This is a genomic window from Ramlibacter sp. PS3R-8, from assembly GCF_037572435.1.
In the GTDB taxonomy this organism is placed as follows: domain Bacteria; phylum Pseudomonadota; class Gammaproteobacteria; order Burkholderiales; family Burkholderiaceae_C; genus Ramlibacter.
This window is the reverse complement of the sequence record NZ_JBBHGT010000005.1, coordinates 55,895-73,047: the sequence shown is the minus strand read 5'-3', so window position 1 is coordinate 73,047 and position 17,153 is coordinate 55,895. Positions and strand designations below refer to the sequence as shown.

Below are 17,153 nucleotides of genomic sequence, written 5' to 3'. Positions count from 1 at the left end.
CAAGAGGATAGCAACTTCCAGGCCGCCGGGAGGGCGCAACCGCCGCTAGTTGGTGCGCGCAACGGGCGGCGACGCATGGTGGTGCCAGTAGCGCGGCGCGCTTGCCCGCTCGCAACGCAGCTGCCGGGGTCGGTCGGAATGCCAGGCGGCCGCACCACAATGCGGCGAGCTTTCCACGGCGATATTGCGAACCCGGTAGCGCTCCATCACTTCCGCCGCGGGATGCCCGAAGCGGTTGCGGTAGCCGGCCTGGACGACGGCCAGCGCCGGGCGCACCGCGTCCAGGAAGGCTGGCGTCGACGACGTCTTGCTGCCGTGGTGCGGCACCAGCAGCAAGTCGGCGCGCAGCGCCTGCGGGTCGAGCGCCAGCAGGGCCTCCTGGGCTTTCTCGACGTCGCCGGCCAGCAGGACCCGCGCGCTGCCGTTGCCCACGCGCAGGACGCAGCTCAGCGTGTTCGGCCGGCCCGCGATCGCGTAGTCGGTGGCGGCTGGATGCAGGATGGCGAACTCCACGCCGTCCCACGTCCAGCGCTGGCCGGCCTGGCACCGCTGCGAGCGGCGCAAGGCCTGGAGCGCATGCGTCTCCTCCAGCGAGCTGAGCAGGCGCGCTTGCGCCTGCATGCGCAGCACGGCGACGGCGCCGCCCGTGTGATCGGCGTCCCGGTGGCTGAGGACCAGGGTGTCCACTGTCTCGCCGCCGGCGCGCAGCAACGGCACCAGCACGCGCTGCCCGGCGTCCGTGTCGCGCCCATAGGCCGGCCCGGCGTCGTACACCAGGGTATGAAACGCCGTCCGCACCACGACGGCATTGCCCTGGCCGACATCGGCGGCCAGCACGTCGAAGGCCCCGGGCGCCGGCCGGGGCGCCTGCCACAACAGCACCGGCAGCAACAAGGGCAGCCCCAGCAAGCGCGCCGGCCATGGCAGCCGCGCGGCGAGCAGGATGCCGCCGGCCACTCCGGCGGCACCGGCCCACAGCGGTGGCGCGGGCGAGGACCACGTGGCGAACGGAAGCGAAGCCAGGAGATCCAGGACGGCCGCGAGCCCATCGACGGCGACCGCGCCGGCGCGCCACAGCGGCGGCACGAACACGCCCGCCAGCCCGATGGGCGTGACCACCAGGGTCACCCACGGAATGGCCAGCAGGTTGGCGAGCAGGCCGACCAGGGACACCTGCCCGAACAGCAACAGCGACAGCGGCGTGAGGGCGACCGTCACGACCCACTGCTCGCGCACCATCGCCACGAACGCCCGCCAGGCGCGCTGCGCCGCGCCCACGCCGGCGTGGGCGTCCGCGCGGCGCCCCGTGGCGAACAGCACGCCCACTGCGACGAAGCTCAACCAGAATCCGGCTTGCGTCAGCGCCCACGGATCCACCGCGACGACCGCGGCGCATGCCAGCAGCCAGACCCACGTCCAGGGCCAGTCGCGCGCGCCCAGCCGCAGCAGCGCCACCACGGTGAGCATGCACACCGTGCGCTGGGCCGGAACGCCCCAGCCGCTGAACAACGCATAGGACGCCGCCAGCAACACCCCGCCGGCCAGGCCCGCGTGCTGCGCCGGCCACAGCAGGCAGAGGCGCCCGCTGCGGCGCCAGAGTGCGCCGACCAGCGCCGCGGCCGTCCAGGCGAACATGGTGACGTGCAGGCCCGAGATGCTCATGAGGTGCGCGACACCGGTGGCGCGGAAGATTTCCCAGTCGGCCCGTTCGATGGCGGACTGGTCACCCACCACCAGCGCCGCCAGCACGCCGGCCAACCGCGCGTCCTCCACCTGCCGGAAGATCGCATCCCGCACGCGCAGGCGGGCCTGCTCGACGGGCTTGCGCCAGGTGGCCGCCAGCCGCTGCGGCGGCGCGTCCTTCGGGCCGGCACGCACATAGCCGGTGGCCTGGACGCCCTGCTCCCACAACCACAGCTCGTAGTCGAAACCGCGCGGATTGACATGCCCGTGCGGTGCCTTCAAGCGCGCCGTGAACCGCCAGCGATCCCCGGGCGTCAGTTCGGCGGGCGCGCGCTGCAATTCGGCGCGGCCGTCCGCGCCTACCTCGGCGCCGCCATACCAGCCCAGGATCCAGTGCCGCGGCAACCGCATTGCGGCGCCGTCCAGGGTGACCGATTCGACCTGGAAGCGAAAGCGCACGCCGGTTTCGTCACGCTGCGGCAGCGAGGCGACCAGGCCGGTGGCGACGACGTCGCGGCCTTCCACCGCCGGGTCCAGCCCGCCGGCTGCGAACGAAGCCGCGCGCCAGCCGGTGGCAGCCGCGGAGAGCGTCGTGGCGGCCAAGGCGATGGCCAGCCAGCGCATGGCCCGGCCCCGCAGGCGCGCCAGGACGCCGAGGGCCAGCAGCGCCGCCGCGACACCCCCCGCATACCATCCCCAGTCCCACAGGCGCGGCTGCTGCAGTTGCAATGCAGCGCCGAGCACCACTCCGGCCAGGAAGGGCGCGATCGCTGCACCGCGGGTGGGGAAGGCGCGGGCACTCACCCCCGCTCAACGCGCCGCTCCCGTGGCAGCCCTCCTTCAGCTAGGGGGTGCGCCCGTCAAGAAGTGCGCGTGGCTCGGCTGTAGGACCCACCGGAAGTCCCGCCGTAGGACAAAGCCGCCAGTACCGCTTCGTTCCTGTCCTTACGCGAAGACTGATGACAAGCCGACCCCCACGCCGGGCCAGTTGCACCAAGATACGGCATCCCTACGCAGACCCGCCATGACCAAAGAAGACGCCAGGATCAAGTGGGAGACTGCTGACCGCGCCGCGGTGGAAGCGGAGGCCAAGGTCGCTGCCATCGGGCAGGCCGCACAGGACCCCAGGGTCGCAGAACTGTTCCGCACGGCTGCGCAACTGCGGGCGGAGGCCGATCGCCTGTTCCAGGAACTGGTCGAGCCGGACCAGGACTAGCCGAGCGCCAGCGACTCCATGCGCGCCGCGATGTCGGACAGCGCAGCGACCTCCCGCACGCCGCCGGCCGCGATGGCTTGCCGCGGCATGCCGAAGACGACGCAGCTCGCCTCGTCCTGGGCGATGGTGTACGAGCCGCTCTGGCTCATCTCCAGCATCGCATCCGCGCCGTCGCCTCCCATGCCGGTCAGCATCACGCCGATGGCCTGCTTGCCCATGGTGCGGGCGATCGAACGGAACAGCGTGTCGACCGAGGGGCGATGCCGGTTCACCGGCGGATCGTCCGTCACGCGCGTGAAGTAGGCGGCGCCGCGCCGCGTCAGCATCAGGTGGCGCCCGCCCGGGGCGATGTACGCCACGCCGGGCTGCACCACGTCGCCATCCTCGGCCTGCCTGACGTGGATGTCGCACAGCGTGTCGAGCCGGCGCGCGAAGGTTTCGGTGAAGCCGGCGGGCATGTGCTGCGCGATCAGGATCGGCGGCATGTTCGGCGGCAGCGCACTCAGTACGGTGCGCAAGGCCTCGACGCCGCCGGTGGAGGCGCCGATGCCGATGACGCGCTGCACCGCGCCCGCGGCGGCCGGGTGCGAGGCGCTCGGGAACGGCGACTTGGGCAGCGGCGACAGGCCGCTCGGCGGGAAGGCGCGGCCGCCGCGGCGCCCGACCTTCGCGTTGGAGGCGGCACGGATCTTCTCGGCGATTTCGTGCGCGGTGCCTTCCAGTTCGCCGAAGCTCGAAGGCTTGGGGAAGAAATCCACGGCGCCCAGCTCCAGCGCCTTCATGGTGGTCTCGGCGCCTTGCCGCGTCAGCGACGAGATCATGATCACCGGGATCGGCCGGATCGCCATCAGGTTGCGCAGGAAGTCGAGGCCGTTCATGCGCGGCATCTCGACGTCGAGCGTGATCACGTCGGGCGCGCCGCGGCGAATGCGGTCGAAGGCCAGCACCGGGTCGGGCGACACGCCCATCAGCTCCATGTCCGGCTGCGACTGCACGACCCGCCCGAGGAACGCGCGCATCACCGCCGAATCGTCGATGACGAGGACGCGGATCATCGCGGCGCCCTGAACATCTCGACGTCGCCGCCGCCGCGGCGGCCGGCCAGCCGGGACAGGTATTCGCGTTCGCGCTTTTGCACCGTCTCGCCGGGCGCCAGCTCCAGGCGCTTGACCTGCACCTTGCCGCTGTCGACCAGGAAGTGCACCTTGCGCGGGTAGACGTCCATCAGGTCCTTGGCCAGCAGGCGGATCCCCTCGACCCGCAGGAATTCGAGGGCGAACTCCGAATTCTTCGCGCCCACGTCCAGCCGGCCGAAGCCGGCGAGCAGCTGCGCGCCGCCGAACACCTTGGCCACCATCCGGCGGCGGTCGGCCCCCAGCCGGAGCATGTCGTTGATCAGCACTTCCATCGCATACACGCCGAAGCGTGCCGAGTCCGTCCAGGCGGACTGCGCGCTCGGCCGGTCCCCCGGCAACATGAAGTGGTTCATGCCGCCGATGCGCTCCACCGGGTCCCACAGGCAGGTGGACACGCAGGAGCCCAGCACGGTGGTGATGGCGACGTCCCCGCGGGCCGCATGCCATTGCCCTGGCAGGATCTTCACGGCCGGCAGGCCGAACTCGCGATCGAGGTACTGCAGCGGTGCGGCGGAGGCGGTCACGGATGCCGCCACTAGCCGACCAGGCGTTCGTAGGCGGTGCGCCCGCAGGAGCGGAAGCCGGGGTGCGCGGCGGGGAAGCTTTCGGAGTGGCCCACCATCAGCAGCCCGCCCGGCACCAGCAGGTCGGCCAGCCGCTGCAGCAGCTTTTTCTGGAACTCGCGGTCGAAGTAGATCACCACGTTGCGGCAGAAAATGACGTCGTAGCGCTCCTGCGCCGGCCACACCGGCGACTGCAGGTTCAGCTGCGCGAAGCGCACCATCGCGCGCAGCTCCGGCCGCACGCTGGCCAGGCCGTCGTTGGCGCCGGTGCCGCGCAGGAAATGCCGGCGCAGGCGCTCCGGCGGCAGGCCCGAGGTGCGCTCCATGCGGTAGACGGCGGACTTCGCCGTCTCCAGCACGTCGGTATCGATGTCCGTGCCGAGCACGTCGCCCGCGCAGCCCGCCTCGCGCAGCACCATGGCGATCGACCAGGCCTCTTCGCCGGTGGAGCAGGCGCTGCTCCAGCAGCGCAGCGCGCCGCGCCTGGCGGCGTGCTCGCGGGCCCGCACCGCCAGCAAGTCGAAATGGTGCGGCTCGCGAAAGAAGGCGGTCAGGTTGGTGGTCAGCGCATTGACGAAAGCCTCGCGCTCGCCGGCGGCGTCACCGGTGACGAGCTGCAGGTAATGGCCAAAGTCGTTCAGCTGGTGGGCGCGCAGGCGCCGCAGCAGCCGGTTGTAGACCATGTTGCGCTTCTGGACGCTCAACTTGATGCCCGCGTATTCGGCGATGAGTTGCCGCACGGTGTTGAAGTCGCGCTCGCTGAAGACCACGGACGGGTCCGCGCCCAAGGCAAGGTCGGGGGACAGGGCCAGGTTGCCTGCGGAAGCCGGGGTGCGCACGAAAGCCTTTCGGGTACTACAGGCAATCAGAATTCGGACCAGTCCCCGGTACCGTTGCCCCCGCCCGCGGCGCGCCTGGGCGATGGCGGCGCCTTCGGCGTCGCCAGCTTCGGCGCAGCCTTCCTGGCATACCGGATGGGAGCGATCGTCGCGGTGGCGACGGAGGTCGCCGGGCCGGCGCGCTGCACGTCGACATCCAGCACCGCCACGTCGGCGTCGAGGCGGAAACCACGCGCCAGTTGCAGCAGCGCCGCGGCCTGCGCGTTCATGGCTTCGGTGTCCTGCGTCGCCTGCTCCACCATCGAGGCATTGCGTTCGACCACGCGCTCCATCTGGCCGATGGCGGTGTTCACCTGGCCGATGCCGGCGCTCTGTTCCTGGCTGGCCTGGGCGATTTCGGCGATCAGCGCGCTGACCTTTTCCACCGACAGCACCACTTCCACCATCGTGTGGCCGGCCGTATCGACCAGGCTGGAGCCGGTGTTGACCTTGTGCACCGATTCGGCGATCAGCCCCTTGATCTCGCGCGCGGCGGCGGCGCTGCGCTGCGCCAGGCTGCGCACTTCGGCAGCGACCACCGCGAACCCGCGGCCCTGCTCGCCGGCGCGCGCGGCTTCGACCGCGGCATTCAACGCCAGGATGTTGGTCTGGAAGGCGATGCCGTCGATCACGCCGATGATGTCGGTGATCTTGCGGGACGCATCGGAGATCTCGTCCATGGTGTGCACCACCTGGTCGACGGCTTCCCCGCCGCGGCGCGCCACGTCGGCGGCGCCGGATGCGAGCTGGCTGGCCTGGCGCGCATGTTCGGCGTTCTGCGCCACGGTGGACGTGAGCTGCTCGATGGAGCTGGCGGTCTCCTCCAGCGTGGTGGCCTGTTCCTCGGTGCGTTGCGACAGGTCCAGGTTGCCCTGCACGATGCGGCCGCTGGTGTCGGCGACCGAATGGGCGCCGCTCACCACGTTGCCCAGGATGCCGCGCAGGTTCACGGTCATGTCGGCCAGCGCCTGCATCAGTTGCGCCGCCTCGTCGGAGCCGCCGGTGCGCACCTTCACGGTGAGATCGCCCGCGGCCACGCGGGTGGCGATCCGGGCCGCCACCCGGATCGGCTTGACGATGTGCAGCGTGAGCGGATAGCAGATCACGAACGCCGCCACGAACATCGTGCCGCAGACGGCCAGGAGGAGCGCCTGGGCGGCGCGCGTCGCGTCGGCCAGCACGTCCGGCGCCGGGCGGCTCGCGGCCACGTCGGCCAGCTCCTGCAGTTGCCAGGCGCCGATCAGGCCGAGCGCCGCGATGAAGATCGCGGCGACCAGGAAGGCGATGGTCAGCCGGACGCGGATGGTCGAGCGCCGGAACAGGCCGAAGGCCGTCCGGTCCACTTCGTGCGTTGCAAGCTGTCCGGCCACGGTGTCTCCCGTTCTTTGCGGGTTAGTGAAGCGCGCCGTCGACCAGGGCCATGTCGGCGCCGGTCATCAGCTTTTCGATGTCGAGCAGGATGATCATCTGCTCGTCCACCGTGCCCAGCCCGGTGATGTACTTGGTGTCGAAGGTCGCCGAGGCGAACTCCGGGGTCGGCCGGATGGCGTCGCCCGACAGCGTCAGCACGTCGGACACCGAGTCGACCACCACGCCGACAACGCGGCCGGCGACGTTGAGGATGATCGCGACGGTGAACTCGTCGTAGTTGGCTTCGCTCAGCTGGAACTTGATGCGCAGGTCCAGGATCGGCACGATCACGCCGCGCAGGTTGATCACGCCCTTGATGAACGCGGGCGCGTTGGCGATGGAGGTGGGCGGCTCGTAGCCGCGGATCTCCTGCACTTTCAGGATCTCGATGCCGTAGCTTTCGGCGCCGAGGCGGAAGGTCAGGAACTCGCTGGCGTTCGCATCCGCCAGGGCTTGGGCGGATCGGCTCGCGGCGGGCAGGTGGCTTTGCATATTTGTCTCTCCGTGGGGCCGGACATTCCTTGCGAGAATGCCAGCTACGCGCGCGTGTTGCAATCAGTTAAGGATGGTTACAAGTGCCTGGCGTGCGGTTTTCTCCGGACCCGCCGCTCGCTGCCCAGGACGCGCCGCCGGTCGCCGCGAATGTGTTACAGGAACAACGCTCCGTCGCGCCCGGTGACGCGCACCAGGTGCGCCACGTCCAGGATCAGCGCGACCGAGCCGTCGCCCATCACGGTGGCGCCGGCGAGTCCGGGCACCTTGCGGAAGTTCGTCTCCAGGCTCTTGACCACCACCTGTTGCTGGCCGACCAGTTCGTCCACCAGCAGGGCGGCCTTGCAGCCATCGGTTTCCAGGATCACCGCGATGCCGTTGCCCTGCTCGCGCGGATTGCGCGGCGGGAACAGGCGCGCCAGGTGCAGCACCGGCAGGTACTCGTCGCGCACGCGCAGCGTTTCGCCGTGGCCGGGCAACGCATGCAGTTCTTCGGCCGTCACGCTGAGGGACTCGACGACGCACGCCAGCGGCAGCACATAGGTTTCGCCACTGACGCCGATGGTCATCGCCTCCATGATCGCGAGCGTCAAGGGCACGCTGACCGTCACGCGCGTGCCCTTGCCGTGCACCGACTGCAGGTCCACCGTGCCGCTGAGCGACTGGATGTTGCGCCGGACCACGTCCATGCCGACGCCGCGGCCGGACACGTCGGTCACCGTCTGCGCTGTGGAGAAACCGGCCTCGAACACGACCTGCCAGACTTCGTGGTCGGGCGCGTCGGGCGAGATCGCGATGCCGCGGCGCCGGGCGCCCGCGAGGATGGCTTCGCGGTTCATGCCGCGGCCGTCGTCGCTGACTTCGATGACGATGTTGCCGCCCCGCTGGCTGGCCTTGAGCGTGACCGTGCCGGCGGCGGGCTTGCCGGCCGCAAGGCGCACGTCCGGCGGCTCCAGTCCGTGGTCGATCGCGTTGCGCACCAGGTGGGTCAGCGGATCCGAGATCTTCTCGATCAGGCCGCGGTCCAGTTCGGTGGTCTCGCCGAACATCTTCAGCTCCACCTTCTTGCCCAGGCGCGCCGCCAGCTCGTGCACCACGCGCGGAAAGCGCTGGAACACGTTGGAGATCGGCAGCATGCGGATGGCGAGCACCGCCTCCTGCAGGTTGCGGGTGTGCCGCGACAGGTCGGCCAGGCCGGTGTTGGCGTAGCGGCCGTCGTCAACGGTTTCCTCCAGCGTGCCCGTCCGCGCGAGCATCGCCTCGGTGATCACCAGTTCGCCCACCAGGTTGACCAGCAGGTCGATCTTCTCGGTGGACACCCGGATGAAAGTGGTCTCGTGGGCCGTGGGCATCAGGTCGTGCAGCACGTCCTGCTGCGGCGCCGCCGCAGGCGCCACCGGCGCCTTGGCGGCGCGCTCCTTCTTGAACTGCTCGGGCGAGACGAACAGGTCCACCGGCGCGGAGTCCTTGTGTTCCTCGGCGGCGAAGTCCGCCGGCTGCGGCAGCGTGGCGCGCTCCTGCGCCATGCGGCGGAACTCGGCCGGGTCGACGAAGAACTCGTCCAGTTCCTGGGCCTGGGCCGATGCCGATGCGGCCGCCTCGGGCGCGGCTGCCGGCGCGGGCGCAGCCGCCGTGTCCTCCGCCGGGGCGGGCGCGGCGACCTCGGGGAGCGCCGCGGCGTCGGCGAGGTTTTCGATGGCGATGAGCTCGGGCGCGACCACCAGCGACAGCACGCTCTGCAGGTCCGCCATCGCGCCCTGCAATTGCACGTCGAAGCCGACGCTGCCCCCGTCGCGGTTGTCCACCACGGTGTTGCTGATGGCACCCATGTCGGACAGGCCGGTCAGCATCATGTCCAGTTCGATCTCGTCGATCGGCGTGGCCAGCGGGCCAAGGTGCACGCGGAAGTCGCGCGTCACGGGTCCGGACTCGCCGTTGCGCGCGTCGGTGGAAGGTTGCGCCACCCGGTCGCGCAGCAGCGACTCGGCGTCGCTCGCGTCCGGCGCCTGCGCCAGCAGGCCGCGGCGGTGCAGCACCTGCGAGCGCAGCGTGTCGCCGGCCCGCAGCATGGCGTCGATGTCCTCACCGGCGATGGGCCGCTCGCCCTTGCGCAGCAGGTCCAGCAGGTTCTCCTGCAGGTGCGTGAGGGCCGCGATTTCCGAGCAGCCCAGCATCGCCGCGCTGCCCTTGATCGAGTGCACGGCGCGGAAGATGCCATTCAGGTCGTCCGGCGCCGGCGCATCGATGTCCAGGCGCAGCAGGATCGCCTCCACGTTCGCCAGGTGCTCCTGCGCTTCCTCGAAGAAGATGGTGCGGAAGGCGGCCGGGTCGCCGAAGCTGTTGGCGGACTGGAACATCTGGTTCTCCGTACCTTCAGATGAACTTGCCGACGACGTCCAGCATGCGCTGGGGATCGAAGGGCTTGGCCATCCAGCCGGTGGCGCCGGCCTCGCGGCCCTTTTGCTTGAGCTCCGGGCTGGCTTCGGTGGACAGCACGATCAGCGCCACCGCGTCGTAGTTGGGCAGCGCGCGCAGCTCGCCCACCAGCGTCACGCCGTCCATGCGGGGCATGTTGTGGTCGGTCACCACCAGGTCGAACACGCGCGTGCGCGCCAGCTCCAGCGCCTCGACGCCGTCACCGGCCTCGGCCACTTCGTAGCCCGCGCCCTGCAGCACCGCGGCGACCATCGCCCGCATGGAGCGGGTGTCGTCGACCACCAGGATGGATTTGCTCATGGCTTGCTGCTCCGGGATTTTTCGCGCTTGCGGCTGGAAGGAAGGAACTGGGCGATGACCTCGAGGAGGCGGTCCTCGTCGAGCGGCTTGGTCAGGTATTCGTCGCAGCCGGCCAGAGAGCCGCGCAGCTTGTCGAAGGGCGAGCTGCGGCTGGTCAGCATCACCACCGCGGTCTTCTTGATCGCCTGCTTGTTGGCCTTGATCAGCTTGCAGACCTGGTAGCCGTCGATGCCGGGCAGCACCACGTCCAGGAACACGCAGGTGTATTCGCGCGATCCGGTCAGGCCCACGGCCTCCTCGCCGGTCTCGGCGAAGTCCACTTCGAAGTTGAACGGGGCGAGCTTGGCCTTCATGAACATGCGCACCGAGGCGTTGTCGTCCACCACCAGCACGGTGTCGCCGAGGGCGCGTTTCTTGGCGGCGGCCGCATCCAGCGGCGCCGGGGTCGAGCCGCCGGCGCCGGAACGGCCGGCGCCGCTGGCGGACAGCGGGCGATTCAGGGGCAGCGTGCCGCCTTCGTCGTCCTTGCCGCCGCCGGACTTGCCGGTCGCCGCGCTCACCGTTTCTTCCAGGGCCTGCAGCAGGCGGGCCCACTGCAGCGGCCGCGGCAGCAGCGGAAAGCCCATGCTGTCGACGCCCGCGCCCACCATGACGGCAGGCAGGTTGGCCCGCTTGCTGAGGGTGCGGAACTCGCTCATGGCCTCGGTGTTCTCGGCATCCACCAGGTAGATGTCCGCCGCTCCCGCCACGGTGGCTGCAGGGTCGTACTGCACGAAGCCGGGATCGCGCCGCGCGGCGAGCGCGAAGATGCTGGCAAGCATCGAGCGCTCCACGGGGTTGAACCCGATCACATCGACCAGGTATTGTTCATTCAGGGTCACGTAGTCCACCTTGGCCCAACAGGCCGAGCACCGCTTCCGCATCCGGCAGGCGGCGATTCACTTCCTTGCAAAGCATCCGGTCCACCAGCGGCTGCAACGCCGCCGCCGGGCCGGACAGCCGCGGCGGCTGCGCCACCAGCTGCTGCGAGACCACCTCCATCAACGTCGTTCCGGTGAAGAGCGGCCGGCCGGTCAGCATCTCCTGCAGCATCACGCCCAGGCTGTAGACGTCGGCGGCGGGCGCGGCCGGCGCGCCCTGCAACTGTTCGGGTGCCGCGTAGCGCGGCGTTCCGAGCACGCGGCCGTCGTCGATCGACGCACCCCGTCGCCCGGCTTCGGCCGCCAGCCCGAGGTCGGCCAGCACCAGCACCCCGTTCGACCGCACCAGGAAGTTGGCCGGCTTCACGTCGCGATGCACGAGACCCTTGCGGTGCAACTGGGCGACGCCGCGCGCGGCGTGCTCGATCAGCTCCACCGCTTCCTGCGGATCGACGCCGACGCTCAGGCGGGCCGCGAGGTCACCGCCCGGCAGGTATTCCATCGCCAGCCACTTCCAGGCGCCGGCCTTGCCATGGCCGTGCACTTGCAGCAAGCCGGGACCCGCCGCGCGCGCGGCAAGGATCGCTTCGCGGTCGAACGCGCAAGGTCCCTGCTGCAGCTTGAGGGCCAGGTCGCCGGGTTGGCGCAGGTGATGGGCCAGCCAGACGGCGGAACGGCGGCCGCGTCCCAGCAGGCGCTGCAGCCGGAAGCCCGGAACCTGCGGCGGTTCCTCGCGCTGCGAGGCGCCCGTGGAAAGGGCCTGGATGGAGAGGGCGGCCGAGTGCATCACACCCCCAGCTGGGCCAGGTCGTCGAGCAGCAGGCGGGCCGACGGATAGCGCTGCTCGCGGTCCTTGGCCATCATGCTTTCCATCACGTGCTGAAGGTGCGCGTGCTGCGGCGGCAGCAGCGGCACCGGCGCGTGCACGTGCAGGTGCAGCAGCTCCTGGGCGGAACTCGCGTGGTAGGGCTTGCGTCCGGTGAGCAGTTCATGGGCGAGCACGCCCAGGCTGTACATGTCGCAGCGCGCATCCACCGGCTGGCCGAGCGCCTGCTCGGGGCTCAGGTAGTAAGGGGTGCCCACGATGTCGCCGTCGCCGGTGTCCGTGATCTTCATCGACACCTGCTTGGCCACGCCGAAGTCGGCCAGCGCCAGGCTGCCGTCCTGCCGCAGCATCAGGTTGTCGGGCTTCAGGTCGCGGTGGACGATGCCGACGTCGTGGATCGCCCCGAGGCCGGCGGCCGTCTGCTTGATGTAGGAGAGCGCGGTCGGCGGGTCGATGTTGCCGGCCTTCATGCGCGAGCGCAGGTCGCCCTGCGGGAAGTACTCCATGGCGATGTACGCGTTGGACACCGAGAAGTCCTGGCGGAAGATCCGCGCCACGTTGGGGTGATCGATCTGCGCCAGCAGCGCGTATTCCTGGATGAAGCGCTGCAGGCCGTCGGCCTCCACGGCCTTTTCCATCCGCATGACCTTCAGCACCTGCGGCACGCCGCCTTCCGCGGCCTGCACCAGGAAGATCGAAGCCATGCCGCCCTCGCCGATCTTGCGCAGCACCCGGTAGCCTTCGATCAGGAAGTTCATGCCGGACGCGGCGGCCGCCTGCTGCGCAGGCAGCGACGGCACATGCGAATGCCCGGGCGCGGCGGCGCCGGAAGTGCGCTTGCGCGCCTGCGAGTTCTGCCGCAGCGACTCGCGCAGCATTTCGAAGACGCGCGGCGGCGTGCTGGAGCCCTTGCGCTGCACCAGGCCCGTGACTTCCACGATGTCGATGAAGCTGTTGTCCGGCAGGCTGACCGAGCCGATGCGGCCGCCCTCCGCCCGGCCGGCGGACGCCAGCCGGGTGCCGGCCGACGTGGCGACGCTCCAGCCGAGATCCATGGCCGTGACTTCCAGCAGGCGCGCCACTTCCACGGCTTCCCCGGCCGCATGGACCTTGCCGCTGGCGCGCCGCGAAAGTTCGGCAACGCCCAGGTGGACGCCGCACGCCAGCGTGAGCATCGGCAGCCCCGAGAACTCGGGCCGGCTCGCCACCACCTGCGCCAACTGGACTGCGTCGTGCACCGCCAGGATGGCCGCGTGCAGGCCGCGCTGCGCGTGGTTGGGCTTTTCTTCCGGCTTGTTGTTGAACACGGCCAGGATCGAGTCCGGCCGGCGCTGCGACACTTCCCCGCCGAGCTTCTGGACCGCCTCGGTCAGCATCCGCCGCACTTCGTTGACGAACGAGGCCGCCTGGTCGCCGCTCATCGCGTTGCACACGGTCGAGAAGTGGTGCAGCCGCGCGTAGACGAAGGTCGACACGGTGGCCCCGGCCTGGACGCCGCTGGGATCCAGGGTGGAAGCCATTTGCGAGGAAGGCGCGAACTCGCTGGACGCGACAGGCGCCACAACGGCGGAACGGGCTTCGACAGGTTGTCGCATTTGGTTACATGCTAGTCGAGTTGGTGCGCGACGCACAAGGAAAGGCAGGAACTTTCTCACGACACACCCGACTTGACCCTCTTGTAGCGGCCCCGGCGCAACACCGGTTTCGAACTGCCGCCGCGGCGCCCGCCGACCGGCCTTGCACACGCGACAGCCGGACTTGCCACCAGCCCGTCCCGCCTGGCCTGCCTGTTGCTACGATCAATGGATATGTCCATCCATGCCGCGCTGAATCACGTCACCCATTACAAATACGACCGGCCGGTGAACCTGGGACCGCAGACGGTGCGGCTGCGTCCCGCGCCGCATTGCCGCAGCAAGGTCATCTCGTATTCGCTGCGGGTCGAACCGGCCGGCCACTTCACCAACTGGCAGCAGGACCCGTTCGCCAATTTCCAGGCGCGGCTGGTGTTTCCCGAGAAGACGACCGAATTCAAGGTGACCGTGGACCTGGTCGTGGAGATGGCGGTCTACAACCCGTTCGACTTCTTCCTGGAGCCCAGCGCCGACAAGTTCCCTTTCGAATACACGCCCGAAGTCGCGCAGGAGCTCGCGCCCTATCTTGTGTGCGAACCGCTGACCCCGCTGGTCAAGCAGTACCTGCAGAAAGTGGACCGCACGCCGCGCGCCACCATCGACTTCCTGGTGGCCCTGAACCAGCAGGTGCAGGGCGACGTCCGCTACCTGATCCGCATGGAGCCCGGCGTGCAGACGCCGGAGCAGACACTGGCGCTGGCCAGCGGATCGTGCCGCGACTCGGGCTGGCTGCTGGTGCAGTTGATGCGCCGGCTCGGCCTGGCCGCGCGCTTCGTGTCGGGTTACCTGATCCAGCTGAAGTCCGACGTCAAGGCACTGGACGGGCCGAGCGGGACCGAAGTGGATTTCACCGACCTGCACGCCTGGTGCGAGGTCTACCTGCCGGGCGCCGGCTGGATCGGCCTGGACCCGACCTCCGGCCTGCTGGCCGGCGAAGGCCACATTCCGCTGGCGTGCACGCCGCAGCCGTCCGGCGCGGCGCCGATCGAAGGCCTGATCGACGAAGCGGAGGTGGAGTTCGCGCACCACATGCAGGTGACGCGCATCTACGAGTCGCCGCGCGTGACCAAGCCCTACACCGAGGAGCAGTGGCAGGAGGTGCTGGCGCTGGGCGACGCGGTCGACCGGCAGTTGCAGGCGGGCGACGTGCGCCTCACCATGGGCGGGGAGCCCACCTTCGTGGCGGTGGAAGACCGCGACGCGGCCGAATGGAACACCGACGCGCTCGGACCCACCAAGCGTGGCTTCGCCACCGCACTGGTGCACAAGCTGCGCGATGAATACGGCCGGGGCGGCTTCCTGCATTTCGGCCAGGGCAAGTGGTATCCCGGCGAACAGCTCCCGCGCTGGGCCCTGTCGATCTGCTGGCGCGCCGACGGCCAGCCGTGCTGGAACAACCCGGCGCTGTTCGCCGACGAACGCCAGCCGACGCACTACACCGCCGAAGATGCGCGCCGCTTCATCCACCGCCTGGCCGGCCGGCTGGGCATCACCGACCAGTTCATCCGGCCCGGCTACGAGGACGTCTTCTATTACCTGTGGCGCGAGCGCAAGCTGCCGGTGAACGTGGACCCCTTCGACACCCGGCTGGAGGACGAACTGGAGCGCACGCGCCTGCGCCGCGTCTTCGAGCAGAAGCTGGATGCGGTGGTGGGCTACGTGTTGCCGATCGCGCCGAGCGAGGGCAGGACCGCATCGCTGCGCGGCTCCCCGTGGACGACGGGGCCCTGGTACTTCCGCGACGATCGCATGTACCTGATCCCCGGCGACTCGCCCATGGGATACCGGCTGCCGCTCGAAAGCCTGCCCTGGGTGGGCAAGGCGGACTATCCGTACCTGGTGGAACGCGATCCGATGGCGCCGGCCGGCGCATTGCCTGCGTACGACGCCCTGCGCAGCGGTTACCAGCAAGGGCCGGCGGGCCTGCCCGGCGAAGCGCCGCGTGCTTTCCAGGACCGGCGCGACGAGGCCGGGACTGGCATGGGCTCGGGCCGACCCGCGGGTGAAGGCGTGCGCGAACCCAACCGCTTCGAGTCCGCCCACTGGGTGACCCGCACCGCCATGTGCGTCGAAGTGCGCGACCCCCAGCGCGCCAACGGTCCGAAGGCCGAACGCGAGCACGGCGGCAAGAGCGGCGCGCTGTACGTGTTCATGCCGCCGCTGGCGCACCTCGAGGAGTACCTGGAGCTGCTCGCCGGGGTCGAGGCCACCGCCGCGGAGCTGGGGCTGAAGATCGTGCTGGAAGGCTACCCGCCACCGCGCGACCCGCGCCTGAAAGTGCTGCAGGTGACGCCGGATCCCGGTGTCATCGAGGTAAACATCCACCCCGCGCACAACTGGCGCGAGCTGGTGGACCATACCGAGTTCCTGTACCAGGCCGCATTCGAGACACGGCTGTCGGCCGAGAAGTTCATGACCGACGGCCGCCACACCGGCACCGGTGGCGGCAACCACTTCGTGCTGGGCGGCGCCACGCCGGCCGACTCGCCCTTCCTGCGGCGGCCGGAGCTGCTGGCCAGCCTGCTGGTCTACTGGCACAACCACCCGGCCCTGAGCTACCTGTTCAGCGGCCTGTTCATCGGGCCGACCAGCCAGGCACCGCGCGTCGACGAAGCACGCAACGACCAGTTGTACGAGCTGGAGATCGCCATCAAGGAGATCGAGCGCAGCCGCAAGCTGCACGGCCAGTCCATGCCGCCCTGGCTCGTGGACCGCACGCTGCGCAACATCCTGGTGGACGTCACGGGCAACACGCATCGCAGCGAGTTCTGCATCGACAAGCTCTATTCGCCGGACAGCAGCACGGGCCGGCTGGGCCTGCTGGAACTGCGCGCCTTCGAGATGCCGCCGCACGCGCGCATGAGCATCGCGCAGCAGTTGCTGCTGCGCGCGCTGGTGGCGCGGTTCTGGAAGGAGAGCTATCGGGCGCCCGTGACGCGCTGGGGCACCGAGCTGCACGACCGCTGGCTGTTGCCCAGCTTCATCTGGATGGACATGAAGGACGTGCTGGCCGAAATGCGGCTGGCCGGCTTCGCCTTCGACGATGCCTGGTTCGCGCCGCACTTCGAGTTCCGCTTCCCGCTGGTCGGCGAGATCCAGGCCATGGGGGTCGAGCTCACGCTGCGCAACGCGCTGGAGCCCTGGCACGTGATGGGAGAGGAAGGCGCCACCGGCGGCACCGTGCGCTACGTCGATTCGTCGCTGGAGCGCATCGAGGTCAAGGTGACGGGCCTGAACCAGAGCCGCTATGTCGTCACGGTCAACGGCCGGGCGCTGCCGATGCAGTCCACCGGCACCGCCGGCGAATTCGTCGCCGGCGTGCGCTACCGCGCATGGCATCCGTCATCGGCGCTGCATCCCACCATCGGCGTGCATGCGCCGTTGACCTTCGACCTCGTGGACACGTGGATGCATCATTCCATCGCCGGCTGCCAGTACCACGTCGCGCATCCGGGGGGCCGCAACTACACCACGTTCCCCGTCAACGCCTACGAGGCCGAAAGCCGGCGGCTCGCGCGCTTCTTCCGCATGGGCCACACGCCCGGGCGGCTGGAGATACCGCCGGCCACCATCGACGTGCCGGGCAGCCGCGAATTCCCGTTCACGATGGACCTGCGGCGCGCCCGGGGATGAGCGCCGCACGGCCGTCGCCGGGGTGC

13 protein-coding genes are annotated in these 17,153 nt (G+C 70.0%); 2 read left to right on the top strand and 11 right to left on the bottom strand.

The genetic code is table 11. The features are described 5' to 3' along the window. Positions 1-45: 45 nt before the first annotated feature. Positions 46-2,487 carry a DNA internalization-related competence protein ComEC/Rec2 gene (locus WG902_RS17180; protein ID WP_340061368.1) on the bottom strand — a complete coding sequence of 814 codons (2,442 nt, stop codon included), beginning with the start codon at positions 2,485-2,487 and terminating at the stop codon, positions 46-48. A gap of 220 nt (positions 2,488-2,707) precedes the next feature. Here WG902_RS17180 and WG902_RS17175 point away from each other — a divergent pair, with 220 nt between their 5' ends. Beyond that, positions 2,708-2,899 (top strand): hypothetical protein, encoded by a 192-nt coding sequence (locus WG902_RS17175; RefSeq protein ID WP_340061367.1) that lies wholly within the window; start codon positions 2,708-2,710, stop codon positions 2,897-2,899. Here the strand turns inward: WG902_RS17175 and WG902_RS17170 are convergent. The 10 genes from WG902_RS17170 to WG902_RS17125 all read right to left on the bottom strand — a co-directional run bounded on the left by WG902_RS17170 (position 2,896) and on the right by WG902_RS17125 (position 13,380). Next, positions 2,896-3,954 (bottom strand): protein-glutamate methylesterase/protein-glutamine glutaminase, encoded by a 1,059-nt coding sequence (locus tag WG902_RS17170; RefSeq protein WP_340061366.1) that lies wholly within the window; start codon positions 3,952-3,954, stop codon positions 2,896-2,898. The genes WG902_RS17175 and WG902_RS17170 overlap by 4 nt on opposite strands. Then, complete coding sequence (gene cheD / locus WG902_RS17165; protein ID WP_340061365.1) at positions 3,951-4,559, bottom strand: chemoreceptor glutamine deamidase CheD; 609 nt, start codon at positions 4,557-4,559, stop codon at positions 3,951-3,953. The genes WG902_RS17170 and cheD overlap by 4 nt, the downstream gene beginning before the upstream one ends. Positions 4,560-4,570: 11 nt before the next feature. Then, the gene (locus tag WG902_RS17160; protein ID WP_340061364.1) at positions 4,571-5,437 is read right to left on the bottom strand and encodes a CheR family methyltransferase; all 867 of its coding nucleotides are present in this window, start codon (positions 5,435-5,437) and stop codon (positions 4,571-4,573) included. 26 nt (positions 5,438-5,463) lie between these two features. Further along, positions 5,464-6,846, bottom strand: a complete 1,383-nt coding sequence (locus WG902_RS17155; RefSeq protein ID WP_340061363.1) for a methyl-accepting chemotaxis protein — start codon at positions 6,844-6,846, stop codon at positions 5,464-5,466. A gap of 22 nt (positions 6,847-6,868) precedes the next feature. Further along, positions 6,869-7,378: a chemotaxis protein CheW gene (locus tag WG902_RS17150; protein WP_340061362.1), complete on the bottom strand. Its 510-nt coding sequence runs from the start codon at positions 7,376-7,378 to the stop codon at positions 6,869-6,871. Between the two features lie 155 nt (positions 7,379-7,533). Next, positions 7,534-9,735: a chemotaxis protein CheA gene (locus WG902_RS17145; RefSeq protein WP_340061361.1), complete on the bottom strand. Its 2,202-nt coding sequence runs from the start codon at positions 9,733-9,735 to the stop codon at positions 7,534-7,536. A 16-nt stretch (positions 9,736-9,751) separates the two neighbouring features. Beyond that, entirely contained in the window at positions 9,752-10,114 is a 363-nt protein-coding gene (locus WG902_RS17140; RefSeq protein WP_340061360.1) for a response regulator, read from the bottom strand. After that, complete coding sequence (locus tag WG902_RS17135) at positions 10,111-10,995, bottom strand: response regulator (protein WP_340061359.1); 885 nt, start codon at positions 10,993-10,995, stop codon at positions 10,111-10,113. The genes WG902_RS17140 and WG902_RS17135 overlap by 4 nt, the downstream gene beginning before the upstream one ends. Then, positions 10,982-11,821: a serine/threonine-protein kinase gene (locus WG902_RS17130; protein ID WP_340061358.1), complete on the bottom strand. Its 840-nt coding sequence runs from the start codon at positions 11,819-11,821 to the stop codon at positions 10,982-10,984. Before WG902_RS17130 ends, WG902_RS17135 begins: the two co-directional genes overlap by 14 nt. Then, positions 11,821-13,380 carry a protein kinase domain-containing protein gene (locus WG902_RS17125; protein WP_340061357.1) on the bottom strand — a complete coding sequence of 520 codons (1,560 nt, stop codon included), beginning with the start codon at positions 13,378-13,380 and terminating at the stop codon, positions 11,821-11,823. Before WG902_RS17125 ends, WG902_RS17130 begins: the two co-directional genes overlap by 1 nt. A gap of 288 nt (positions 13,381-13,668) precedes the next feature. Here WG902_RS17125 and WG902_RS17120 point away from each other — a divergent pair, with 288 nt between their 5' ends. Beyond that, on the top strand, positions 13,669-17,127 hold the full coding sequence (locus WG902_RS17120; RefSeq protein ID WP_340061356.1) for a transglutaminase family protein: 3,459 nt from the start codon (positions 13,669-13,671) through the stop codon (positions 17,125-17,127). Positions 17,128-17,153: the final 26 nt, after the last annotated feature.